This window comes from Solwaraspora sp. WMMD937 (assembly GCF_029581175.1).
Classification (GTDB): Bacteria; Actinomycetota; Actinomycetes; order Mycobacteriales; family Micromonosporaceae; genus Micromonospora_E.
In genome coordinates this window covers 1-23,234 of record NZ_CP120738.1, presented here as the reverse complement: position 1 = coordinate 23,234, position 23,234 = coordinate 1, and the positions used below count along the sequence as shown (strand labels likewise).

The 23,234-nt window shown below is 71.0% G+C and carries 22 protein-coding genes; 16 read left to right on the top strand and 6 right to left on the bottom strand.

Going from position 1 to position 23,234, the window contains the following annotated elements; genetic code table 11:
• Nucleotides 1-37: 37 nt before the first annotated feature.
• Nucleotides 38-391, bottom strand: coding sequence for a nitroreductase/quinone reductase family protein (locus O7621_RS00110; RefSeq protein ID WP_282232173.1), 354 nt, complete (start codon nt 389-391; stop codon nt 38-40).
• Nucleotides 392-956: 565 nt separating this feature from the next.
• Here O7621_RS00110 and O7621_RS00105 point away from each other — a divergent pair.
• Nucleotides 957-2,006 carry a hypothetical protein gene (locus O7621_RS00105; protein ID WP_282232172.1) on the top strand — a complete coding sequence of 350 codons (1,050 nt, stop codon included), beginning with the start codon at nt 957-959 and terminating at the stop codon, nt 2,004-2,006.
• Nucleotides 2,007-2,084: 78 nt separating this feature from the next.
• Here the strand turns inward: O7621_RS00105 and O7621_RS00100 are convergent, their stop codons facing one another.
• On the bottom strand, nt 2,085-2,549 hold the full coding sequence (locus O7621_RS00100) for a hypothetical protein (protein ID WP_282232171.1): 465 nt from the start codon (nt 2,547-2,549) through the stop codon (nt 2,085-2,087).
• Between the two features lie 259 nt (nt 2,550-2,808).
• Complete coding sequence (locus O7621_RS00095) at nt 2,809-3,297, bottom strand: hypothetical protein (protein ID WP_282232170.1); 489 nt, start codon at nt 3,295-3,297, stop codon at nt 2,809-2,811.
• 182 nt (nt 3,298-3,479) lie between these two features.
• Between O7621_RS00095 and O7621_RS00090 the strand changes: the two genes are divergently transcribed.
• Entirely contained in the window at nt 3,480-4,079 is a 600-nt protein-coding gene (locus tag O7621_RS00090) for a TIGR03086 family metal-binding protein (RefSeq protein ID WP_282232169.1), read from the top strand.
• Nucleotides 4,080-4,231: 152 nt separating this feature from the next.
• On the opposite strand, the gene O7621_RS00085 is transcribed toward O7621_RS00090, so the two are convergent.
• A complete protein-coding gene (locus O7621_RS00085; protein ID WP_282232168.1) occupies nt 4,232-6,298 on the bottom strand; it encodes an alpha-glucuronidase in 2,067 nt (688 codons plus the stop codon).
• A 106-nt stretch (nt 6,299-6,404) separates the two neighbouring features.
• On the opposite strand from O7621_RS00085, the gene O7621_RS00080 reads away from it, so the two are divergent.
• Nucleotides 6,405-6,905, top strand: coding sequence for a DUF456 domain-containing protein (locus tag O7621_RS00080; RefSeq protein ID WP_282232167.1), 501 nt, complete (start codon nt 6,405-6,407; stop codon nt 6,903-6,905).
• Between the two features lie 31 nt (nt 6,906-6,936).
• Here the strand turns inward: O7621_RS00080 and O7621_RS00075 are convergent, their stop codons facing one another.
• Nucleotides 6,937-7,950: an aldo/keto reductase gene (locus O7621_RS00075; protein WP_282232166.1), complete on the bottom strand. Its 1,014-nt coding sequence runs from the start codon at nt 7,948-7,950 to the stop codon at nt 6,937-6,939.
• Between the two features lie 90 nt (nt 7,951-8,040).
• Here O7621_RS00075 and O7621_RS00070 point away from each other — a divergent pair, with 90 nt between their 5' ends.
• Entirely contained in the window at nt 8,041-8,952 is a 912-nt protein-coding gene (locus tag O7621_RS00070) for an AraC family transcriptional regulator (RefSeq protein WP_282232165.1), read from the top strand.
• A gap of 22 nt (nt 8,953-8,974) precedes the next feature.
• Here O7621_RS00070 and O7621_RS00065 read toward each other — a convergent pair whose 3' ends face one another.
• Nucleotides 8,975-10,882 carry a heavy metal translocating P-type ATPase gene (locus O7621_RS00065; protein ID WP_282234785.1) on the bottom strand — a complete coding sequence of 636 codons (1,908 nt, stop codon included), beginning with the start codon at nt 10,880-10,882 and terminating at the stop codon, nt 8,975-8,977.
• A gap of 114 nt (nt 10,883-10,996) precedes the next feature.
• On the opposite strand from O7621_RS00065, the gene O7621_RS00060 reads away from it, so the two are divergent.
• The 12 genes from O7621_RS00060 to O7621_RS00005 all read left to right on the top strand — a co-directional run.
• The gene (locus O7621_RS00060; protein WP_281551430.1) at nt 10,997-11,365 is read left to right on the top strand and encodes a metalloregulator ArsR/SmtB family transcription factor; all 369 of its coding nucleotides are present in this window, start codon (nt 10,997-10,999) and stop codon (nt 11,363-11,365) included.
• Nucleotides 11,366-11,475: 110 nt separating this feature from the next.
• Nucleotides 11,476-11,655, top strand: a complete 180-nt coding sequence (gene rpmF / locus O7621_RS00055) for a 50S ribosomal protein L32 (protein WP_282232161.1) — start codon at nt 11,476-11,478, stop codon at nt 11,653-11,655.
• Nucleotides 11,652-12,977, top strand: a complete 1,326-nt coding sequence (locus O7621_RS00050) for a GTP-binding protein (protein WP_282232160.1) — start codon at nt 11,652-11,654, stop codon at nt 12,975-12,977. The genes rpmF and O7621_RS00050 overlap by 4 nt, the downstream gene beginning before the upstream one ends.
• A gap of 59 nt (nt 12,978-13,036) precedes the next feature.
• The gene (locus O7621_RS00045) at nt 13,037-13,723 is read left to right on the top strand and encodes a choice-of-anchor M domain-containing protein (RefSeq protein WP_282232159.1); all 687 of its coding nucleotides are present in this window, start codon (nt 13,037-13,039) and stop codon (nt 13,721-13,723) included.
• 31 nt (nt 13,724-13,754) lie between these two features.
• Nucleotides 13,755-14,408 (top strand): choice-of-anchor M domain-containing protein, encoded by a 654-nt coding sequence (locus tag O7621_RS00040; protein ID WP_282232158.1) that lies wholly within the window; start codon nt 13,755-13,757, stop codon nt 14,406-14,408.
• Between the two features lie 177 nt (nt 14,409-14,585).
• Entirely contained in the window at nt 14,586-16,169 is a 1,584-nt protein-coding gene (locus tag O7621_RS00035) for an anchored repeat ABC transporter, substrate-binding protein (protein WP_348775272.1), read from the top strand.
• 55 nt (nt 16,170-16,224) lie between these two features.
• On the top strand, nt 16,225-17,103 hold the full coding sequence (locus O7621_RS00030; RefSeq protein WP_282234784.1) for a choice-of-anchor M domain-containing protein: 879 nt from the start codon (nt 16,225-16,227) through the stop codon (nt 17,101-17,103).
• Nucleotides 17,100-17,876, top strand: coding sequence for an anchored repeat-type ABC transporter ATP-binding subunit (locus O7621_RS00025; protein WP_282232157.1), 777 nt, complete (start codon nt 17,100-17,102; stop codon nt 17,874-17,876). The genes O7621_RS00030 and O7621_RS00025 overlap by 4 nt, the downstream gene beginning before the upstream one ends.
• The gene (locus tag O7621_RS00020; RefSeq protein ID WP_281551424.1) at nt 17,876-18,793 is read left to right on the top strand and encodes an anchored repeat-type ABC transporter permease subunit; all 918 of its coding nucleotides are present in this window, start codon (nt 17,876-17,878) and stop codon (nt 18,791-18,793) included. The genes O7621_RS00025 and O7621_RS00020 overlap by 1 nt, the downstream gene beginning before the upstream one ends.
• Before the next feature lie 95 nt (nt 18,794-18,888).
• Nucleotides 18,889-20,358, top strand: coding sequence for a choice-of-anchor M domain-containing protein (locus tag O7621_RS00015; protein WP_282232156.1), 1,470 nt, complete (start codon nt 18,889-18,891; stop codon nt 20,356-20,358).
• Between the two features lie 90 nt (nt 20,359-20,448).
• Nucleotides 20,449-21,570 (top strand): DUF916 domain-containing protein, encoded by a 1,122-nt coding sequence (locus O7621_RS00010; protein ID WP_282232155.1) that lies wholly within the window; start codon nt 20,449-20,451, stop codon nt 21,568-21,570.
• On the top strand, nt 21,567-23,234 hold a 1,668-nt coding region (locus O7621_RS00005; protein ID WP_282232164.1), incomplete at its 3' end, for a TIGR03773 family transporter-associated surface protein. The genes O7621_RS00010 and O7621_RS00005, both read left to right, overlap by 4 nt.

Genomic DNA, 23,234 nt, shown 5'->3' with positions numbered 1-23,234 from the left:
AGTTTGTGACGCCCGCCCGTCGGGAGTCGCCCGCCGGTCAGGAGCCCAGTTCGACGGTCACCGTGACCCGGCCGCGGTCGTCGCGGCGGGCGACGGCATGACCGGCTCGGTCGACCCCGTCCAAGTGCAGCGAGACCGGCCCACCAGCGCCGGTGAAGTTGCGCCACCACTTCTTGGCGTCCGGCATCTTGACGGCGATCGTGACGGTGCCACCGGTACGGCGGTAGCCGACCGGGGTGCTGAAGGTGCGCCCGGACCGGCGTCCGGTGTAGGTGACCACCGTGAGGTGCCGGCGGACCAGCCGCCCCCATCGCGGCGATGAACGCAGCGCCACGGCACAGGCGTTTACTCGGCCGACGAGTCGCTGCGGCAACGGTCCTCGATAGCCCACTCGGCCTCCATCGCTCGACGATTCCCATTGGAAGGTAGCAGTACCAGGCGACAGCTGCGCTGAGGTTGCCCGTCGGCGCGACCGCCCTCACCGCCGCGCGGTGACCGGTGGATGCGCCCAGCGGGCACCACGGCACCTGCGGCAGGTCCGCGTCCGGTGGGCCGGTGAGGTCCGCGACATCGTGCCGGTACAGCTGGGCCACCTCCAGTTGCTGGTAGCGCGGGATGCTGTCGGTCGCGCTGATGCCGCGCGGATCAGGTCACCCTACCGGCGGCGCCGGCGGCCCGTCCCGTCGCCCGGATCGGGACAGTACGCCGCAATTCTGGACGGCGAATGGCGCGTTCCGATCGCGGCGCGACAGGTTTCTTCGCTCGGCGATCAGGAACAAGTTGTTTCCAGTGGTCGCCGGCGATGTCGTAAATGAGAATGGTGTGTCACGTTCGCATCAGTGGATGTATGCGGACTGTCTCAACATTGACATATCGCTATTGATCTTGTTGGTTCGTCGACTCTTATTCGAGAAGCTGCGGTAACCGGCCGCAATGTATACGGAGGAATCATGTACGTGAGGAAGAGAACACTCGCCGGCGCCGTCGCGGCGGCAGCCGTCGCGATGGCCATGCTCTGCACCAGTGCGGCGTACGCCGCGCCGGAGGGCGGCAAGGAATCCACCGGCTCAGCCGTCGCCCGGCCCGACGACCGGCTGGCACCGGACCGGACCGCCCGCGCCACGGTCACCACCTCCGCTGCGGCGACGGCGACGCTGGAGACGATCCAACGCCGGATCGCCGACTACGTCGCCACCCACGGCACCAAGTACACGTTCGGCAGCTACCTCGACGCCACCACCGGCAGGATCATCGTCGACACCGACGCACCCGCCGACCTGGTGGCCACCCTGATCGAGCCGGCCGGCACCACGGCGGCGCATCTGCGGGCGGCCAGCGAGGTACAGGTGGGCCGGTCCACCATCAGCGACTTCTGGCACCGCCGGGACGACATCCAGCCGTACTGGGGCGGCGGTGGCATCACCCAGACCGCCGGGGTCGCCTGGTGCTCGGCCGGGTACGCGGTGCGCAACGGCGCCGGCACCCGGTTCTCGGTCACCGCCGGACACTGCTTCGCCAACGGCGTCAACGTGCTGACCGAGTCGGGTGCCAACCCGTACGGCGTGGTGTCGAACCGGCGGCTGCCCACGGTGAGCGGCCACGCCCAGGACATGGAGCTGATCGGCGGCCGGTCCTACTCGGGTCGGATCTTTACCGGTGGGGTCACCAGCACCTCCAGCGTCCCGGTGGTGGCGGCCGGCACCGCATACGTCGGCTTCACCGACTACTGCCACAGCGGCCGTACCACCGGTGAGCACTGCGGGCACACCGCGACCAGCATCACCGGGCAGGTGTGCACCTCGACCGGCTGCAAATCGCCGGTGATCGTCTTCACCGGCGGCACCCAGCCGGCGCCCGGCGACTCCGGCAGCCCGTTCTACGTGAAGGACTCCTCGGGCCGCGCCTGGATCCGGGGCAACGTGATCGCGGGCAACGGCGTCACCAGCTACGCGGAGCGCTACATCGACGTCGCTGCCGCGTACGGCGTCAGCATAGTCACTGGCTGACTCCGTACCGACCGCTGAAAGGGCCGGGGACCATCCAGCGGTCCCCGGCCCAGCCTCGCCCGGCCCTCGGCCGCGTCCTCAGGTGACCTGCAGTGGCCACGGGCCACCGAAGGACACCAGCCGGTCCGTGCCGCCGTCCGGGAAGATGACCACCCGCGCGTACAGCTCGTAGTCACCAGCCGGAACCGGTCCGCCGGCCGGTTCGCAGGAAACCAGCGGTACGTCGCCGGGCAACTGCTCGACGTCGCCGGTCGCCAGATCCCACTGGACACCGATCAGGTCCTGCGCCGCCGGCACCGCCGCCACCCTGCCCTGCCGGACCAGGAACACCTCGGCCCTCGGGCTGACCACGCCACGGACGGCGCGTCGACTGGTCACCTCGACGGTGCCGGTGACGGCGCGGTCGGTGCCGGACGCCGTCGACGGGAACCGCCCGTCGACGGTCAGCACGTCGTCGCCCGGCGTCTCGAACGGTTGTCCGCAGCCGAGCGGGTCGGTGCTGGCGCTCGGAGCAGGATCTATGGTCGCCCGCTCCTCGGGCACCGGTCCCGAGCTGGCCGGCCCGACCGGACCGAGAGTGTCAGCTGTGCCGGGTGATCTACCTGCGCCGGGGCCCGCGCAGCCAGCGGCGAAGAGCGCCACGACGAGCGGGAGAAGAGCGAGCCTTCCGGCGTACCTCCGATGGTGCTGCATGGCCACCTCCTTGGCGAGGGGCGTCGGATCAGACAGCGATTGGACGTGTACGCAGCGACTTCGGTTCCCTGGCCCGCGGCCGCAGCCCGGCGGCCTTGGTTTCAGCCGGTCAGGACGATCCCGACAGCGCGCCGATGAGCCCGAAGCCGCCGCAGCACAGCACCCCGACCACGACGAGCGCGACCAACGCGATCAGATAGTTCGACCACATCCCGAACTTCGTCACGTCGGTGCCGTACCCGTCGTGGACGCGGTTGCGCCAGCCGCCGAATCGGAACGACAGCGGATGCGCCGCGCCGGGGTGCGCAACGACCATCGCGGTTATCACCGGCACTCCCATGAAGTCGGTGTACCGGACGTCGTGCTGCCCGGCCGGCACCGCCACGTGCCAGGTGCCCGCACGGGGAATCGGGACATCACGGCCGTCGACCTTGAACCTGCCCGCCGCCGTCGCCGGCACCAGGTACGGTCCCCGGTTGACCGAGACGACCAGCACGGCGCAGCCCGGTGGCGGTGCGATCGGCTGCGGGTAGGCGACCAGGAGAGACACGGCACCAAGCATCGGCGGGTAGCCGGGATGGTGAGGGGGGTACGACATCGGCACATCCTGGCATGCGCTGTTGCATCGACGCGTCACTGCGGGAGCAGATCGGTCACCGGTGTGCAGGTGGGCCGGCGCGGCTATCGTCGTCGAGGCAGCGCTACGACCGAGCGATCTTAGACCCTTTGTGGACGGTCTCGGCGCGGTGCCGGTCCAGATCCGCGATGTGGAGGTACCACGTGACTACCGACTTCGTCATTCACTACGAACAGGCCAGCCGGTACTTCTGCGACCTCGTCGCGCAGATCGGCGCCGACCAGTGGAGCGCCCCGACGCCGTGCTCCGAGTGGGACGTACGGGCGCTGGTCGACCACGTGGTCCGCGGCAACCTCGCGGTGGTCCCGGTGCTTGACGGCATCGAACTTGCCGAACTCGGCAGGCTCGACATCGCCCGGCCAGACTTCGACGTACTGGGCCACGATCCGCTCACGGCGGTACGCCGTTCGGTCGACGTCGCAGTCGAGGCGTTCACCCGCCCCGGAGTGCTCGACACCGTCGTCCATCATCCGGCCGGTGACATGCGGGGCCGGCGGCTGGCCGGGCTGTGTTTCAACGACAACCTGGTGCACGGCTGGGATCTGGCCCAGGCAATCGGCGTCGACGCGGCCCTCGACCCGGTGCTGGTCGAAGCCGCCCTCGCGTATCTCGCACCGGTAGCGGACTCCCTGCCGAGGCGGTACTTCGCGACGGCGCCGGAGGTGGGTCCCACCACGGACCGCCAGATCCAACTGCTCGCCCTGCTGGGCCGTGACCCGCAAGCCTGGAACCGGTCAGCGTAGCGGTTCGTTCTCATGATCATTTGACGCCCTGCTGGGGACACGCCGGGATTCTCCCAGCAGCGCATCAAATGATCATGGCGCGGGGGAGCACCGCCGTCCGACTCCGGCGCACTGCTCGCCGGGTGACCGGGCCCGACCGGTGACGAGGCCGGTCAGTGGATCCGGCGGCCGTGCGCGTCGGGGATGCCGGACTTGCGGAAGAAGTAGGTGTTGATCTGGTCGCGCCACTCCCGCGCCGAGCGGACCTGCTCGTCGAGGCGGTCGGCGACCCGGGCGTACAGGGCCGGGTCGAGGCCGGCGTCGGCGATGTCCAGCCACCGCTCCCGCATAACGATCGCCTCGTCGACTCCAGCGAAGTGGGTGTCGTAGATGTGCTGGATTACCGTCGAGCCGCTGTGCAGCAGGTGGTCGTACGGCACGTGGTGGAAGAACAGCAGCAGCTCGTCGGGGCAGTCGGTCAACGACTCGTACACCTCCGACCAGGGCTTCGGGTACTGGCCGGTGTAGCCGGTGCCGGTGGCTCGGGTCCGGTCCACGCCGACGCCGTCGCGGTCGGCGAAGTGGTAGGTGCCCCATCGGGAGTACTCGTACCCGTCGACGGCCGGACCGTAGTGGTTGCCGGGGTTGACCATGAAGCCGACACCCAGCGGCGCGGTGTACCGCTCGTAGGTCCGCCACGAACCGTCCATCATCGCGTGCAGCGTCTGCCGCAACGTGGCCAGATCGTTGACGCTGCCGGTGGGGAAGGTCAGGTCGATCCACTCGTCGAGCAGCGCGGCCGGGTCGGCGCTCGGATCCCAGCTGAGCCGGCCGAACGCGTACAGGTTGGCCTGGGCGAGCGGATGCCCACACCAGAACGGGTCGTCGCCGACATTCGACACGGCGGCCAGGGTGCCGCCACGCCCGGCGATTGCGGCGACCGACGAACCCAGGTCACCGCTGACGTCACCGTCGGCTTCCAGGCTGTCGCCGTCGAACCGGAAGCCGAGTACCTCACTCCACAGCGGAGGTAGATAGCAGACGTGCAGCTGGTGCCCGGTGTACTCCTGGGTCACCTGCAGCTCCACGGCCAGCCGGGTGGCCGGCATCGCGCCGATCACCGGCGACACCGGCTCCCGGGGCTGGAAGTCGATCGGCCCGTACTTGACCTGCACGATCGCGTTGTCGCGGAACTGGCCGTCGAGCGGGGCGAAATGGTCGTACGCGGCCCGCGCCCGGTCGGTGGTGCGGTCCCGCCAGTCCTGCCGGTGGTTGTAGACGAACGCCCGCCAGTGCACCACCCCGCCGTGCGGGGCGAGGGCGTCGGCGAGCAGGTTGGCACCGTCGGCGTGACTGCGCCCGTACGCGAACGGGCCGGGCTGACCCTCCGAGTCGGCCTTCACCACGTACCCGCCGAAGTCGGGCACCTTGCCGTATACCTGCGCGGTGGTGGCCGCCCACCAGTCGCGTACCGCCTTGTCGAGCGGGTCGGCCGTGGCCAGGCCGCCAAGCACCATCGGCGCGGCGAAGGTCACCGACAGGTGCAACCGGATGCCGTACGGGCGGAAGATGTCGGCGAACGTGGCGACGTCGTCGAGCCGGTCGGTGAGCAGCCGCGCCTCGGTACGCCCCACGTTGACGTTGTTGATGGTGACCGCGTTGACGCCGCTGGCGGCGAGCAACCGGGCGTACGCCCGGACCCGGTCGGTGTCGTCGGTGATCGCGCCGTCCCGCCAGAAGATCGACCCGCCGGAGTAGCCCCGCTCCACCTGCCCCATCACCGGGTGCACGTCGACGTTGTCCCAGTGGTCGAGCATCCGCCGCCGGATCGCCGGCCGGTGCGTCCGCGCCGCCATGTCGTCGCCGAACGCCGACTCGCCGAGCCGGACCACGTGGAACAGTCCGTACAGCAGCCCTGCGGGAGCGTCGGCGGTGACCGTGGTGAGGCTGCCGGCCCGGCCGATCGTGTAGCCCTCCTCGCCGAGGTCGTCGACCGCACCGGCTGTCGCACCGGGACCGGCGGCACCGGTCAACGCCAGCATCAGGTCCGCCTCGCCGTCGACCGACAGCCGGGTCACCGATCCGCCGAACCGGGCGCAGGCCGCCCGCACCTCGGCGTACACGGTGGCGACGGACTCCTCGGCGCCGGAGACCAGGGTGTGCCGCGACCCGACAGCGCGCCACACCTGCGCCGGTAGCCAGGCCGGATGAACATCATTTGCCGGTGCAGCAGCGGCCACGCGATCCTCCCGAGGTTTCGGACATTGTTTCGGATCCGTACCCGAATCGCAGCCCTGCGACAACGCCGGGCTCGCCACGCTGGCGGTCGTCGGTCACCCTGTCGGTGTGGATCTCGACGACACACAGACGCTGGTCACCCTGCTCAGCGGCCTGGCAATCCTGATCGGGCTGATCGGCGTGCTAGTGCCGATCCTGCCCGGTCTGCTGCTCTGCTGGGCCGGCGTGCTCGGCTGGGCAATCTTCAGCGACGCCGGTGGCGGCCGGTGGCTGATCGTCGCCGTGGCGACCCTGATCGCGGTCGGTGGCACGGTGATCAAATATCTGTGGCCGGGGCGGGACCTGAAACGGGCCGGCGTACCCAACCGGTCACTGCTGGTCGGCGGCGCGCTGGGCCTGGTCGGCTTCTTCCTCGTCCCGGTGCTCGGCCTGGTGATCGGCTTCGTGCTCGGCGTCTGGCTGGCCGAGCGGCAGCGGCTCGGTGACTTCGCCGCCGCCTGGCCGGCCACCAAGCGGGCGGTGTTGGCGGTCGGGCTGGCGATGCTGATCGAGCTGGGTGCCGCGTGCGCGATTGCCGGGCTGTGGCTGCTCGGTCTGCTCGTGGCCTGAACCACGAGCGGACCGAGCGGCGCGTCGAATGTCACCAGACCGGCATCCGGGCGGCCGGGTAGCGGGAGCCGGCCGCGCCGTGCGGCAGGATCTCGCGGATCCGGTCGACCTCGGCCGGGCTGAGCACAACAGACGCGGCCGCCACGTTCTCGGCGAGCCGTTGCGGGTTGCGGGTGCCCGGGATCGGCACGATGTCGTCGCCCCGGGCGAGCAGCCAGGCCAGGGCGAGCTGGGTGACCGCGACGCCCTTGGCGGCGGCCATCGCGGTCAGTTCGCGCACCGCGGCCAGGTTCTGTTCGTAGTTGCCCGGCTGCCAGCGTTCGTCCCAGGTCCGCATGTCACCGTCCGGGTATTCGGCGGCGGGCCGGACCGCGCCGGTCAGGAAGCCGCGGCCGAGCGGCGAGTACGCAACGAACCCGATGCCCAGCTCGCGGACCGTCGGCAGCACCTGCGGCTCCACCGCCCGCTCGAACACCGAGTACTCGGTCTGCAGCACCGACACCGGGTGGACGGTGTGCGCCCGCCGGATGATGTCCGGGCCGGCTTCACTGAGCCCGAAGTAGCGCACCTTGCCTTCGGCGATCAGCTCACCGACGGTGCCGGCGACGTCCTCGATCGGCACGTTCGGGTCGACCCGGTGTTGGTAGAGCAGGTCGATGTGGTCGGTGCCGAGGTGGCGCAGACTGTTGTCGGTGACCTCGCGGATGTGTTCCGGCCGGCTGTCGAACGCGGTACCGAACCGGCTCGGGTCGGTCAGGTCGAGGCCGAACTTGGTGGCGAGCACCACCTCGTCACGGAAGCCGCGTACCGCCTTGCCGAGCAGTTGCTCGTTGCTGCCGGTGCCCATTCCATACAGCTCGGCGGTGTCGAACATGGTGACGCCGAGTTCGTACGCCCGACCGATGGTGGCGATGCCGCTGGCCGGGTCGGCCGGACCGTACGCCATGGTCATGCCCATCGTGCCGAGGCCGATCGCACCGACTTCGAGCCCCTGCGATCCGAGTCTGCGCCGGGGCAGCTGCCGGCCGTTCGTTGTCTGTGTCATGCCCCGACGCTATGTCCGCCCCGGGGGTGCCGGCGTGGGGCGCGATCCGCGTACTCTTGCCTGATCCTCTCACTGGCGGCGGAGCGATCGATGATGGACGAGCTGGCACGGGTCGTCGCCCGGCACTGCCGCCCGGTGCCGGCGGTCGAGACCGCCGTGCCCCGGCTGCGGCTGGTCCGCTTCGACGACGAGGGGGCCGGGCCGACCGATCTGCTGTACGAGCCGATGGTCTGCTTCGTGGCCCGGGGCGCGAAACGCAGCACCGCCGGTGAGCACAGCTGGCTGGTCGGCCGGGGGGCGATGTTCCTCAGCTCGGTGGAGCTGCCGGTGACCGCCGTGTTCGAGCAGGTGCCGTACCGGTCGGCGGTGCTGCGTCTGGACGGGCGGACGCTCGCCGATCTGCTGCTGGAGCTGGACGAGCCGCCGTCGCCGCCGGCCGGGTCGGCAGAGCCGGCCGCGTTGACCACGGCCGCGATGACCCCGGGGATCGTCGAGGCGGTCACCCGGTGGGTACGGCTGCTCGACGACCCGGCCGACATCCGGCCGCTCGCCGCCCGGATGGAGGGCGAAATTCTGTACCGGCTGCTGGGCAGCCCGCTCGGACCGGCGCTGCGTCAGCTCACCGTCGCCGAGTCCCGGTTGTCGCAGGTCCGGGCGGCGGCCGGGCTGATCCGGGCCCGGTACGCCGAGCCGTTGACGGTCGAGCAGATCGCGGCGGCGGCCCACCTGAGCGTGGCGACCCTGCACCGGCACTTCAAGGCGGTGACCGGGATGAGCCCGATGCGGTTCCAGAAGTCCTTGCGGCTGCAGCAGGCCCGGCGGCTGCTGGTCGCTGGCGCCGACACCGCCGCTGGAGTGGCCAGGACGGTCGGGTACGTCAGCGCGACCCAGTTCAACCGCGAGTACCGGCGGGCGTACGGCGTACCGCCAGGTCGCGATGCGGCCCGGCGGCGCGCCGGCGACCTGGCGTCGGCAGCTTCGGGGCGGTCGCCGACAGCCTGAGCGTCGCTGCGCGCCGGGGCCGTCACTGCTGCCAGGCCGAGCGGCGCAGCAGCCGCATGCCGTTGAGCGCGACCAGGATGGTGGAGCCCTCGTGCCCGGCGACGCCGAGCGGCAGCGGCAGGTGGCCGACGATGTCCCAGGTCGCCAGGACCACGATGACGGTGCCGGCGATGACCAGGTTGGCGACCACGCAGCGCCGGGCCCGCCGGGCGAGGGCGACGACCGCCGGGATGGTGGTCAGGTCGTCGCGGACGATGACGGTGTCCGCGGTTTCCAGAGCGAGGTCGGCACCGACGCCACCCATCGCGACGCCGGTGTGCGCGGTGGCCAGTGCGGGCGCGTCGTTGACCCCGTCGCCGACCACCAGCACCCGCCGGCCGTCGGCCTGCAGTTGCCGTACCGCGGCGACCTTGTCCTGCGGCAGCAGACCGGCCCGTACCTCGTCGATGCCGACCTCGGCGGCCAGCCCGCCGGCTGCCTGCGGGTTGTCGCCGGTGAGCAGCACCGGCGACCGCCCGGTCAGGGCACGCAGCGCGGCGGTGACCGGGGCCGCGCCGGGTCGCAACCGGTCGGTGAGCGCGAGGACGGCTGCCGGCGTGCCGTCGACGGCGACCACGACGGCGGTCTGGCCGGCGGACTCCACTTCGGCGACCAGCCGGCGGGCCCCGTCGTCGGTGGCGGTCAGCAGCTGGGCCGGGCTGGCCACGGCTACCTGCCGGTCACCGACGCGGGCCGTGACGCCGCGCCCTGGTAGTGCGGCGAACGTGTCGGTGGCGGCGATCGCCAACTGGCGGTCGCGGGCGGCGGCGACCACGGCGACACCGATCGGGTGTTCGCTGGGCAGTTCGGCGGCGGCGGCGAGAGCCAGCAGTTGGTCCGCGTCGCCGGTGGCCGGATCACCGGGTACGGGGTGGACGGCGGTGACTCGGGGCCGACCTTCGGTGAGGGTGCCGGTCTTGTCGAAGGCGACCAGGTCGGCACGGCCGAGGCGTTCGATCACCCCGGCGGATTTGACCAGTACGCCGTGTCTGCCGGCGGTGGCGATCGCGGCGAGCAGCGGCGGCATGGTCGCCAGCACCACGGCACAGGGGGAAGCGACGATCATGAAGGTCATCGCCCGCAGCAGGGCGTCGGTGAGGCTGTCGCCGAGGGCGAGCGGGATGCCGAACAGGGCGAGAGTCGCGACCACGACTCCGACCGAGTAGCGTTGCTCGATCCGTTCGATGAACAGCTGGGTGGGTGCCTTGCTGGCGGCGGCCTCCTCGACCATGGCGGCGATCCGGGCGACGACGGTCTCGCCTGCCGGGGTGGTCACCCGGACCCGTAGCGCTCCGGTGCCGTTGAGGGTGCCGGCGTACACGTCGTCGCCGTGGCTGCGGTCCACCGGTAGCGGCTCGCCGGTGATGGTGGCCTGGTCGACCTCGCTGGCGCCGTCGACAACCTGTCCGTCGGCGCCGATCCGCTCGCCGGGGCGGACCAGGATGACGTCGCCGACGCGCAGTGTGACGGTGTCGACCCGCTGTTCGGTGCCGTCGACGATCCGCGTCGCCTGGGGTGGGGCCAGGTCGAGCAGGCTGTGGACGGCGTCGGCGGTTCGTCGGGTGGCGAGCGCTTCCAGCGCGCCGGAGGTGGCGAAGATGACGATCAGCAGGGCGCCGTCGAAGACCTGGTTGACGGCGGCGGCACCGATCGCGGCGACCACCATCAGCAGGTCGACGTCGAGGGTGCGTTCGCGTAGTGCGCGCAGCCCGGACCAGCCCGGTTCCCAACCGCCGGCGACGTAGCAGGCCAGGTAGGCGGCCCACCAGCTCCACGCCGGGGCTCCGGCCAGGTGCAGCGTGCCGCCGAGGGCGAACAGCGCGGTCGCGGCGGTCGCCCAGCGGACCTCGGGCAGCGCCCAGATCGGGGTACGGCGGGTGGCGTCGGCCAGGCGCTCGGCGCGTTTCGGGGGCGCGTACGGCGGGGTATCGATGAGCACGGCCATTACAATAGCTGCGCAGATATGCAGGTATGCAAGTAGGCGGCCTCGACTAGTCTGACCGGCATGCACACCTCGATTCCGGATTTCCGGATGCCGGTCGAGGAGCAGGTGCACCTGGCCGCGGAGACGTTCCGCCTGCTCGCCGACCCCACCCGGATCAAGATTCTCTGGGCGCTGCTGCAGGGGGAGTCGTCGGTCGCCTGCCTGGCCGAGTTGGTCGGTGCCGCGCCGACGGCGGTCAGCCAGCACCTGGCCAAGCTGCGGCTCGCCGGGCTGGTGCGGGGGCGCCGGGAGGGCACATTCGTCTACTACTCGGCCGCAGACGTGCACGTCCGGCAGTTGCTGGCCGAGGCGCTGTTCCACGCCGACCATGCCGACCGCGAGCTGCCCGACCACGGGCCGGGGGAGCGGGTCTCCGATCACCACGGGTGAGCGCCTGGCTCGTGGCCGGTCACCTGTGGTGGAGTCGAAACCGGCCGCGTCGGTCCTACTTAATGAAAACGGCTTCCGTTATCGTCTGGGTAGACGAGAGGAGGCCGTCCATGGCCGTACCGAAGCGCCGCACCTCGCGGTCGAACACCCGCCACCGGCGCGCCCAGTGGAAGGCGGCGGTGCCGATGCTGGTGACCTGCCCCTGCCCGCGACAGGAGAAGGTCCTGCCGCACCGGGCCTGCGCACACTGCGGCCTGTACCGGGGCCGCCAGGTCGAGGATCCGCGATGACCGGTGCGGTGGCCAGCGAGGGGAACGGTGCGACGGCCGGCGCGGTGGCCAGTGACCGTCGGCTGCCGGTAACGGTGCTGTCCGGATTCCTCGGTGCGGGCAAGACCACCCTGCTCAACCACATTCTGGCCAACCGGGAAGGGCGGCGGGTCGCGGTCATTGTCAACGACATGAGCGAGATCAACATCGACGCCGCGCTGGTGCGCGACGGCGGTAGCCTGTCGCGTACCGAGGAACGCCTGGTCGAGATGACCAACGGCTGCATCTGCTGCACGCTGCGCGACGACCTGCTGGTGGAAATCGCCCGACTGGCTCGGCTGGGCCGCTTCGACTACCTGGTGATCGAGTCCAGCGGCATCTCCGAACCACTGCCGGTGGCGGCCACGTTCGCCTTCGGCACCGACGACGGTGGGGTGCTGGCCGACATCGCCCGGCTGGACACCATGGTCACTGTCGTCGACGCGCCGCACCTGATCGCCCAGTTGCGGGCCGGCGAGTCGTTGGAGCAGCGTGGGCTGGCCGCGTACGACGACGATGACCGCACCATCGCCGACCTGCTGGTCGACCAGATCGAGTTCGCCGACGTGATCCTGGTCAACAAGACCGACCTGGTCGGGTCGGCCGAGTTGGCGACAGTCGAGGCGCTGGTGACCAGGCTGAACCCGAAGGCCCGTCAGCTGCGGACCGTGCGGGCGCAGGTCCCGTTGGGCGAGGTGCTCGACACCGGGCGGTTCGATCTGGAGGCGGCCGAGACCGCTCCCGGTTGGGTCGCCGAACTCAACGGCGAGCACGTGCCGGAGACGATCGAGTACGGCATCAGCAGCATCGTCTACCGGGCGGTCGCGCCGTTTCATCCGCAGCGGCTCTGGGATCTGCTCGCCGAGCTGGACAGCTTCGGCGTCGTACGGTCGAAGGGCTTTCTCTGGCTGGCGACCCGGCCCGATGTGCAGGCACTGTGGTCGCAGGCCGGTCCGTCGGCGCGGTGCGACCCGGCGGGGGTGCCGGTGGCCAGCTCCGGTGAGTGGCCCGACGACCCGGCCGAGCGGGCCGACCTGGAGTCCCGGTGGGATCCGGTCTTCGGCGACCGGCACCAGGAGCTGGTGTTCATCGGCATCGGGCTCGATGGCGAGCGGCTACGGGCGGCGCTGGACGCCGCGCTGCTCACCGATGCCGAGCTCGCGGCGGCCGGAGCGGGGCTGGTCGCCGGGCTCGCGGCATGGCGCGAGCTGCCGGACCCGTTTCCCGACTGGGATGTCGGCGAGCTCGACGAACATGGACATGTGTCGACTCAGACAGGTCGCACCCCTACCGCGATAAGTTGAAAACGATTACCGTTAGCTTCCGGTGGTCCACCAGGGACCACCGGAAGGGAGTCTGTCCCATGTCGACCGCAACTCACCGGCGGGCCGCCGGTACGCTCGTCGCCAGCGCCGCGATGATTGCCGCTCTGGTGGTTTCGGCCACTCCGGCGCAGGCACACGGCACCGGCCTGCCCGTGGTCCTGCATGAAGGACACGTCGACGTCATCGAGGTCGAGTACGAGGACGGTGAGCTGGAGCTCGGCGTCCACGACGACACCGTCGAGCCGGGCGAGCACCGCCACCACGACGACGTGATCTTCGTCGTCAAGCCCCAGGCGAAGACCACCGTGCCCAGTGACCCGGCCTTCGCCTTCCTCGGCGCCGCCGGCTCGCCGGTGTGGATCCTGCCGCAGATCGAGGACGAGGAACTGCTCTTCGCCGGCCTCGCCACCGAGGAGCTCGAAGCGGGCGTCTTCGCCGGCGACTCGGTCGACCTGACCGTGCAGCAGCTGATCAGCGCCCCCAGCTCCGCCAAGATTGCGATCTACACCGAGGACCTGTTCGGGCAGCCGACCGTGCTGGCCAACAGCCGCGACGGGCTGCCGGACGTTGTCGACCTGGCGGTCGGTGAGCACCTGCACGTCAACTGGGCGTTCAGCAAGGCGGGCGCCTACCTGCTCAAGGTCAAGGCCAGTGCCACTCTGGCGGGCACCACGACCGTCGTCGAGTCCGACTCGGTCTACCTGCGATTCGTCGTCCTGCCCTGACGTGCGTCGGGAATCCGGAGGGAGCAGTGTGATGAAGACTCCTGGCCGCCGGCTGCTGGCCGGTATCGCGTCGAGTGCCCTCGCTGCGGTGCTCGCGGTCGCCGTACCCACCCCGGCGCAGGCCACGATCGTCGAACTGACCAGTGGCCACGTCGATGTCATCAATGTCGACCATGTCGCCGGTGGGCCGATCGAGGTCACCGTTGGCGACGACACCGGCGCTACCTTCGTCGAGCGTGACCCGTCCACCGTGGTCCTCGTGGTGCCTGCCGCCGCGCACACGGCGGTGCCGTCCGGTTCCGCCTGGTCGTTCCTCGGCAGCGGGGGGTACGCCTACGTGTTGCCGCAGACCAACACCGCCGGGCTGCTCTGGGCCGGCTGGGACACCACCGGGGTGGCCAGCGGGGCGTTGCAGTTCAACCGGGTCGTGTTCAAGCTGACCGGCGTGCAGGGGCCGGGCGGGTTCAGCATCTTCACCGCCTCGGGCGGCACGCCCACGGTGCTGTTCGACAGCGGCAACGGTTTGCCGGACAGCCTGAACGTCAACCGCAACACCCATGCCCACGTCAACTGGGGCTTCGACGTGGCCGGCACCTACGTGGCGACGTTCGAGGTAAGCGGCGTGCGTGCGTCGAACGGGCAGCCGGTGAGCAGCACCGAGGAGTTCACCTTCGAGGTCGGCTGACCCCCGTTCGACCGGAGTGGTTGATTCGTCGGTTGATCCGACCGCCGACCCGTGCAGCCGGTGCCGAACATCACCCGTTCGGCACCGGCTGCACGCGGATCGAGTATGACAACGGTTATCGTTTGCGTGCTAGCGTGCGGTGCGCGGGCGCAGGGCGTACGGAAGGTGGGGTGGATCATGCGCGCACGGTGGCTCATCGGGCCGGCGCTGCTCGCTGTCAGTCTTGGTAACCTGGCGGCCTGTGTCGTCCCCGAGACGCTGAGCGCCGCTGACGACCGTCTCCAGGTCGTCACCACCACCGGCATTCTGCGGGACCTGGTCGACAACGTCGGCGGGGACCGCGTCGCGGTCGCCTCGCTCGTCCCCGACGGTGCCGACCCCCACTCGTACGAGCCGTCGCTGCGCGACGTGCGCAACGTCGTCTACGCCGACGTCGCCTTCAGCAACTACCTGCTGCTGGAGGAGCACGCCATCATCAAGGCGCTCGACGCCAACCTGCCGGAGGGCGTACCGAACATCTCGCTCGCCGAGGGGGCGATCAAGTACGCCGCCGAGATCATCCCGCTGGTCGAGGACTTCTCGCTCGACACCATCTGGCTCGGCATGCGGGTACGCGGCACCGGCGGGACCTATGGTGCAGACCGGGTCTCCGACATCCTGCTGCAGAGCACCAACGTGACCGGCCCCGGCGCCATGGCCGCCTACCTCACCGAGTCGTTCGGCAACCCGGCCGTCTATCTCGACTCGGCCGACGGCTTCGACGCCGCCACCGGCTACCGGGACGACACCGCCACCCTCCCGCCCGACGCGCACACCCACATGAGCTGGGCATTCACCGAGCCGGGCGTCTACCGGCTCACCATGTCGGCACGGTTGGCGGTCACCACCGACAGTCGCCCCGTCGCCCTCGGGGAACAGACCTTCACGTTTGCCGTCGGCGTCGATCCGCACAGCCTGCCCGGGATGGCCGGGGCCGACGTACTGCGCGGCGGGCACGCCGACATCACCGTCGACCTCGACGCGGCGGCGCGCGGCGAGCCGTCGCTGTACCTGTTCGCCGACCCGCACGGCGCCGGTGACGCCCATCAGCATGTGCACGATCCGGCCGACACCGTCATCGAGGTGCCGAACAAGGCCCTCGCCCAGGTGCCGGCCGGTCGGGACTTCCGCTTCCTCGGCCGACCGGGCACCGAGATCTTCCAACTGCCGCAGGCGGTGCTCGGCAAGCACGTGCACGGCGAGATCGACCCGCACCTGTGGCAGAACGTCCGCAACGTCATCGCGTACACCGAACTGATCCGCGACACCCTGATCGGCGTCGACCCGGCCGGTGCCGCCGACTACCGGCGGCACGCGGCGGCGTACATCGCCGAGTTGACCACGCTGGACGACTACGTCCGCGACACGATCGCGCGGATCCCGCCCGCCCGGCGGCACCTGATCACTACTCACGACGCGTTCGGCTACCTCGGGGCCGCGTACGACGTGCAGATCTCCGGCTTCGTCAGCCCGCACCCGGCGGCCGAGCCGAGCCTGGCCGACCGGCGCCGGCTCACCGAGACCATCCGCAACCTGCGGGTACCGGCGGTCTTCCTGGAGCCGAACCTGCGGTCGAGGTCCTCGACATTGGCCGAACTCGCCGACGACCTCGACGTACGGGTCTGCGATATCTACGGCGACACCTTTGACGACCGGGTGACCAGCTACGTCGAGCTGATGCGGTTCAACGCCGAGTCGCTGCTCGACTGTCTGGCACCATGAGGAGGCATCAGTGAAGTCGATCGGCCTGTCGACGGCCGTCTCCGCGCTGCTGGCGATGACGCTGGCCGCCCAGCCGACATCGCCCGACCCGGCACTGGACCAGTCGATCGCTCCGGACCAGCCGGTCGCCGCGGACACGGCCGTGCTGGCGGCCGGCCATGTCGACATCGGACCGCGCTACGTCGACGACGAGTGGACCCTGCTGCTGCACGACGACGCGGCGCAGCCGGTGTGGCGGGATCCGGACCGGACCGTGCTGAGGGTCACCGACGCCGCGCTGCAGACCGTGCCGGATGATCCGGTGTACGGCTTCCTCGACGTGCCGGCCGGCACCGAGGTGCACGTGGTGCCGCAGGTGCAGCACCCCGACGTGGTGTGGGTCGGTTGGAACACCCAGGACCCCCGGGTGATGCAGACGATCGACCGGGGCGTGACGTTGGAGCTCGCCGGGGTCGAAGGACCTGGCGAGGTCACCATGTATCTGCAGGCCGGCACGTTCAGCGAACCGCAGGTGCTGTGGCGCTCCACCGAGCCGCCCGGCCAGCCGATGTGGGTGGAGGTCAACACTCACACCCACGCCAACTGGGTGTTCACCGCCCCCGGCGTGTACCTGGTCGCCGTCCGGGTCAGTGCCGACCTGGTCGGCGGCGAGCAGGTGAGCGCGGTACGGCACCTGCGGTTCGCGGTCGGCGACGCCGTCAGCACCGACGACGCGTTCGCCGCGCAACCCGACGAGGTCGCGGCCGCGCCGGTCGCCTCCGACGGTGCTGACGGCCAGGGGGCCGCAGCGGACGGCACCGGCGACGGCACCGGCCCCTGGCTGGTCGGCGGCCTTGTGCTGGCCGCGGTCGTGCTGGCGGTTGCGCTGGTCGTCGTGGTGCTGCGCGGCCGGGCGGTACGCCGACGGGTCGAGCAGGAGCGTGCCGCCTCATGACCGCGCTCGCCGTACACGATCTCGACGTCGACCTCGGCGGCCGCCCGGTGCTGCGCGGGGTGCGGTTGCACGTCGATCCGGGTGAGCTGGTCGGGCTGATCGGGCCGAACGGGGCCGGCAAGACCACGCTGCTGCGGTCGGTGCTCGGGCTGGTCCGGACCCGGTCCGGACAGGTGTTGGTCGACGGGGTGCCGAGCCGGCCGGGGCGGTGTGCGATCGGGTACGTGCCGCAGCGGCACGAGTTCGCCTGGGAGTTCCCGATCTCGGTGGAGCAGGCGGTGCTCAGCGGCCGGACCGGTCGGATCGGGCTGCTGCGCCGGCCGGGGCGGGCCGACTGGCGGGCCACCGCCGAGGCGATCGACCGGGTACGCCTGGGCGGCCTGCGCCGTCGGCCGGTCGCCGAGTTGTCCGGTGGCCAGCGCCAGCGGGTGCTGGTGGCCCGGGCATTGGCGCTGCAGCCGGCGTTGCTGCTGCTCGACGAGCCGTTCACCGGGCTGGACATGCCGACTCAGGAGCTGCTCGGTGAGCTGTTCGCCGGTCTGGCGGCCGAGGGTACGCCGCTGTTGATGACCACGCACGACCTGATCGGGGCGATGGATGCCTGTTCCCGGCTGGTGCTGCTGAACCGGCAGGTGATCGCCGAGGGCAAGCCGACCGAGCTGCGGGATCCGCAGCTGTGGATGCGTACGTTCGGGATCACGGAACGGTCGCCGTTGCTGCGGATCGTCGGCGCCGGCACCATGCCCGTCGGGGTCGGCGAGGGGAGCGGCTGATGCCGGTCACCGAGTTCGTCGCCGACCTGTTCAACCCGGATCTGGCCTTCCTGCCGAAGGCGCTGCTGATCGCCATCATGTCCAGTGTGGTCTGCGGGGTGGTCGGTTGCCACGTGGTGCTGCGGGGGATGGCGTTCATCGGTGACGCCGTGGCGCACGCGGTGTTCCCGGGGCTGGCGGTCGCCTTCGTGCTGCAGGGCAGCCTGGTGCTGGGCGGTGCGGTCGCCGGGATCGTGACCGCGCTGCTGATCGCGGTGTTCGCGCAGCGGCGGCGGGTCAAGGAGGACTCGTTGATCGGAGTGTTCTTCGTGGCCGCCTTCGCCCTGGGCATCGTGATCATCTCGCAGGCACCAGGGTACGCCGGTTCGCTGCAGCAGTTCCTGTTCGGTTCGATCACCGGCATTCCGGACCGGGATCTCTACACGGTCGGCTTCACCGGGCTGGCCATCCTGACCGCGTTGTTCCTGCTGCACAAGGAGCTGGTCGCGGTCAGTCTCGACCGGGAGTCGGCCCGGTCGGTCGGGTTGCCGGTGTTCTGGCTGGACATCGTGCTGTACGTGCTGGTCACCCTCGCCGTGGTGATCTCGCTGCAGACGATCGGCAACATCCTGGTACTGGCGTTGCTGATCACGCCGGCGGCGGCGGCGCGGCTGCTGACCGACCGGCTCGCGGTGATGATGCTGCTCGCCCCGCTGATCGGTGGCGGCTCGGCGCTGGTGGGGTTGTACCTGTCCTGGAGCTACGACCTACCGGTGGGCGGCACCATCGTGCTGGTCGCGACGGCGGTGTTCCTGCTGGCCTGGTTCCTGGCCCCGCGGCACGGTCTGGTCGCCCGCTGGCGGCGGCAGCCGGCAGGGCCCGACGAGGCGCAGGTCACACCGGTGCTGACAGAGGTGGCCGAACGGCCGATAGGTTAATGAAAATGATAGTCGTTACGTTGCGGTGGGGCTTCCGCCCCGTCACGACCACGTCCCGCACCGGTCCGCGGTACGGGCGAGGGGAGGAAACAACGATGAGAACGACAGGTGCCCGCAGGCTCGCGGCCCTGGCCGGTGCGGCGGTGATCGCCGGCGGCGTACTGCTGGTGCCGACCGCCGCGGCCGCAGCCGAGAAGGTGGTGCTCGCCAAGGGCCACACCGACGCGGTCGACGTCCACTACCACGATGGCGAACTGTCCCTGGAGGTCCACGACGACACGGTCAGCCCGTCGGTCAACCGTGATCCGGCGGACGTGACCTTCCAGGTGCTGCCCGAAGCGGCCATGACGGTGCCGGACGACCCCCGGTTCGCCTTCCTCGGGCCGGCCGGATCGCAGATCTGGCTGCTGCCGCTGACCCAGGACCCCGACCTGCTCTGGCCCGGTTGGAACACCACCACCCTCGGCTCCGGCGTCTTCGCCGGCGACAAGGTCCAGTTGAGCCTCGTCGAGGTCACCGGACCAGGAAACGTCTGGGTGTTCACCCAGGACAGCTTCGGCGGCCCGATCATGAAGTTCCGCAGCGACGACGGCCTGCCGGACGCCATCGACGTACCGATCCGCACCCACGCGCACGCCAACTGGGCGTTCAGCGCGCTGGGCGCCTACACGCTGACCTTCCAGGCCGACGCGACGCTGACCGACGGCACCACCGTCAGCACCGGCCCGGTCGACTACGCGTTCGTGGTCGGCGAGCTCGACGGCACCGGTCCCGAGACCGTGCTGAGCATCGCCGGCATGGCCGACGAGTACCAGCCCGGCGACACCGTCACACTGCAGGCGGTACAGACCCCGCAGACTGAGCTGGACCACTACCACTGGTTCAGCCGCTGCCCCGGCAGCGACGACTTCGCCATCATTGCCGGCGAGGCCGGCGCGTCCTACAGCTTCACCGCCACCCGTGAGCTCAACGCCTGCGAATACCAGGTGAAGCTCTACGACGACAACCACAGCGTCGTCGCGACCAGCGCGGAGGTCTGGCTCTGGGTGGCCTTCACCCCGACCGACCCGGAGGCCTCGCAGACCATCACCGCGTCGATCGATCCCACCCAGGGCGCGCTGGTGATCAGCGTCGACCCGGACGACCGCAGCGTCGTCCTGCCGCCGGCGCAGCTGACCAGCGGTGGTGACAGTTGGGAGAGCACCGGAAACCTGCGCCCGGTCACCGTCACCGACACCCGGGCCGGCACTCCCGGCTGGAGCGCCTCCGGTCAGCTGCCGGAGAACTTCACCGGACCCGACGGTGCCACCTTCAGCTCCGGCTACCTCGGCTGGACCCCGCAGGTGGTCGACCAGTCCGCCGGTCAGGGCGTCGTCGCGGGCCCGGTCGTCGAGCCGTACGTCGTCGGCGCCGGCGGTGGACTCGGCAGCAGTGCCGTGCTCGGCTCGGCACCGACCGGCGTGGGCCGGGGTACCGCGACCCTGTCGGCCGGCCTGCAGCTGCGCCTGCCGACCGAGACCGTGCCCGGCACCTACACCGCGACCCTCACCCTCACCGCGATCTGAGGATCGCACCAGGGAACGGTCCGGGCGACGACACCGTGCCGCGTCGTCGCCCGGACCGCCCCACACCCTCCGCGAAACGGACCACCCCGCATGCGTACGCCAGCAGCCCTGCTCGCCGGACTCCTCGCCGCCGCCGTCGTGTCGACGGGCCCGGTCACCGGCCCGGCGACGGTCGGATCGCCGAGCTACACGCCCCTCGCGGCGCAGTCCCTCACCTGGGGCGTCGCCCCGTCCAGCCCCGACGGGCCGAACGGACGGCCGGCGTTCGAGTACAAACTGGATCCGGGTGCCACGCTCACCGACTACGTGGCGATCACGAACCACTCCGACCAGCCGATCACCCTCGACGTGTACGCCAGCGACGCGTTCACCACCGACCAGGGCGGCTTCGACCTGCTGCCGGCGACCGGGGAACCGGTCGACGTCGGGTCCTGGGTCACGTTCGAGTCCGGCACCTTCACCGTGCCGTCGACGTCGCGGCTGGACGTGCCGTTCACCATCGCGGTGCCGGACAACGCCACCCCCGGCGACCACCCCGGCGGCATCGTCGCCTCGCTCGCCGCCACCGGCACCGACGGCGAGGGCAACCAGGTGGCGGTCGACCATCGGGTCGGCTCGCGGATCTATCTACGGGTCACCGGGGAACTGCAGCCGGGCCTGGACGTCGGGGACCTGTCGACGACGTACGACGGCACCTGGAACCCGGTCGGCGGTGGCTCCGTCACGACGAGTTTTACCGTGCGCAACACCGGCAACGTACGGCTCACCGGGCAGCCGCAGCTGACCGTCGCCGGACCGTTCGGGCTGGCCGGGCGCAAGGTCGACGGCGATCCGCTGCCGGAGATCCTGCCCGGCGACAGTTACCGGACCACTATCCGGGTCGACGGCGTGCCGCCGATGTTCCGGCTCGGTGCGCGGCTCACGGTCGCACCGACCGCCGTCGCCGACGAGCTGCTCGACCCGCCCCCAGCGACCGTGACCCGCGAAAGCGGCCTGTGGGCCGTCCCGTGGTCGCAGCTGGTGATCCTGCTGGTGATCGGGCTGGCCGGCTGGCTGGTCGTCGCCCGCCGCCGCCGCGCCCGGCGCCGGCAGGCCGCACAACTCGAACAGGCCGTCGCCGCCGCGCGCGAACAGGGCCGCGCCGAGGCCGTTCGCGACCGCGCGGTCACCGATGCCACTGACGACAAGACGACCCAGGGGACCTCAAGATGACGACGATCCACCGCCCCACCGGTGCGGCGACCCGTCGCCGGTGCGCCGCCGTGCTGGCGATCGGTGCACTGGCTGCGGCCCTGACCGCGCCGGCCCCGGTGACCGCCGCACCCGCGACCGCCGTGCCGCCGACGGCTGCGCCGCCTACCGTACCGCCGACGTCTCTGTCGGTGAGCGCCGCCGGGGCCGACCTGGTGGCGGTCGCGATCGACAGCGAGACGCTGTCAGTGGTCACCCGAGCGGCGGCCTGGCCGGCGGGTACGGAGTCGGCGACTGGTCGAGGAACTCCCGGCGTCGGCCGGCAGCCGGCGACGGTGGTCTTCGGACCGGCGGGCGGCGTGGCGGTGCGGACCCCTGACCATCCGGCATTGCGGTTCCTCGGCACGGCCGGTCGGCCGATGTGGGCACTGACCGGTGGCGACACCGATTTTCCGTACCTGGACACGAGCGCGGTGCCCCGCGGGGCGGTCCGCGGCGACACCATCGAGCTGTCGCTGCGTCAGGTCGACGGCCCGGGTGGATTCGCCGCCTACACCCTCGGTGGGCTCGGCCAGCCGACGCCGTTGTTCGGCACCCTCGACGCGATGCCGCGTACCGCCCGGCTGCCGGCAGCGACCAGGACCGGCGGTCTGGTCTGGCTTTTCGACGCCGCGGGCGAGTACCGGCTGACGCTGTCGGCGGCCGCGACGCTGGCCAACGGCACCGAGGTGACGGCCGACGCCGACTACCGGGTGCTGGTGCCGCAGTTCGACGAGGCACGGCCCGATCCCGCAGACACCCGGCCGGTGCCGGCCCCGGCTCCCGCTCCGGCGGCGGACCTGGCGAGGGCGTCCGGTGCCGCTCCGGGCGACGGTGTACCGCTCGGTGCCGATTCGCCGTCGGCCGGCGCCCCCGTGCGCGCCCTCGCGGCGGGTGCGGCCCCGGCGGCGACCGGCAGCGCGTCACCGCTCGTCGCAGCGGCTCAGCAGGACGGGTCACGGGTGGTGATCGACGACGGTCACGTCGACATGGGTCCGGAGCTCAGCGGTGCGAACTGGACGATCCGCCTCAAGGACGACACCGTCTCGCCCCCGGTGTGGCGCGACCTCACCGACGTGGTGCTGCACGTCAAGGACAACGCGAAGATCACCGTGCCGGACAACGCCGACTTCCTGGGCGCGCCGGGTGACGAGGTGTGGCTGTTGCCGCAGGGGCAGCGCGCCGGGATCGTCTGGCCGGGCTGGAACACCCAGCATCCGTCGGTCGTGGCCGGGGTTCGTGGCCCGGTCACCTGGACTTTCAAGGGTGTCGACGGCCCCGGCCGGTTCGCGCTGTTCCTGACCGGGTCGTTCGGTGAATCCGAGGTGCTGTTCGATTCGTCGGCCCGGCTGCCGCAGCAGCTCGACATCCCGATCAACACCCACGCCCACGGCAACTGGGCGTTCAGCGAGCCCGGGATCTACCGGCTGGCCTTCGAGATGTCGGCCACCACGTCGTCGGGATCGACGGTCACCGACTCCCGCTCGCTCACTGTGGCGGTCGGTGACGCGACGGACCCGGACACGGGCTTCGGACCCGGAGGCGACGACAACCCGGGTGGTGGCTCCGGCGACGGGAGACTGCCGCGGACCGGATCGTCGTGGCACCTGCCGGCCACCGGAGCCATCCTGGTGATCGCTGGCGCG

Bases quoted from the DNA above. Each gene is read 5' to 3' on its own strand.
- O7621_RS00030 (WP_282234784.1), top strand. From the start codon at position 16,225: ATGACGCTGGCCGCCCAGCCGACATCGCCCGACCCGGCACTGGACCAG.
- rpmF (WP_282232161.1), top strand. From the start codon at position 11,476: ATGGCCGTACCGAAGCGCCGCACCTCGCGGTCGAACACCCGCCACCGG.
- O7621_RS00075 (WP_282232166.1), bottom strand. From the start codon at position 7,950: ATGACACAGACAACGAACGGCCGGCAGCTGCCCCGGCGCAGACTCGGA.
- O7621_RS00045 (WP_282232159.1), top strand. From the start codon at position 13,037: ATGTCGACCGCAACTCACCGGCGGGCCGCCGGTACGCTCGTCGCCAGC.
- O7621_RS00015 (WP_282232156.1), top strand. From the start codon at position 18,889: ATGAGAACGACAGGTGCCCGCAGGCTCGCGGCCCTGGCCGGTGCGGCG.
- O7621_RS00035 (WP_348775272.1), top strand. From the start codon at position 14,586: ATGCGCGCACGGTGGCTCATCGGGCCGGCGCTGCTCGCTGTCAGTCTT.
- O7621_RS00040 (WP_282232158.1), top strand. From the start codon at position 13,755: ATGAAGACTCCTGGCCGCCGGCTGCTGGCCGGTATCGCGTCGAGTGCC.
- O7621_RS00025 (WP_282232157.1), top strand. From the start codon at position 17,100: ATGACCGCGCTCGCCGTACACGATCTCGACGTCGACCTCGGCGGCCGC.
- O7621_RS00010 (WP_282232155.1), top strand. From the start codon at position 20,449: ATGCGTACGCCAGCAGCCCTGCTCGCCGGACTCCTCGCCGCCGCCGTC.
- O7621_RS00060 (WP_281551430.1), top strand. From the start codon at position 10,997: ATGCACACCTCGATTCCGGATTTCCGGATGCCGGTCGAGGAGCAGGTG.
- O7621_RS00095 (WP_282232170.1), bottom strand. From the start codon at position 3,297: ATGTCGTACCCCCCTCACCATCCCGGCTACCCGCCGATGCTTGGTGCC.
- O7621_RS00050 (WP_282232160.1), top strand. From the start codon at position 11,652: ATGACCGGTGCGGTGGCCAGCGAGGGGAACGGTGCGACGGCCGGCGCG.
- O7621_RS00070 (WP_282232165.1), top strand. From the start codon at position 8,041: ATGATGGACGAGCTGGCACGGGTCGTCGCCCGGCACTGCCGCCCGGTG.
- O7621_RS00020 (WP_281551424.1), top strand. From the start codon at position 17,876: ATGCCGGTCACCGAGTTCGTCGCCGACCTGTTCAACCCGGATCTGGCC.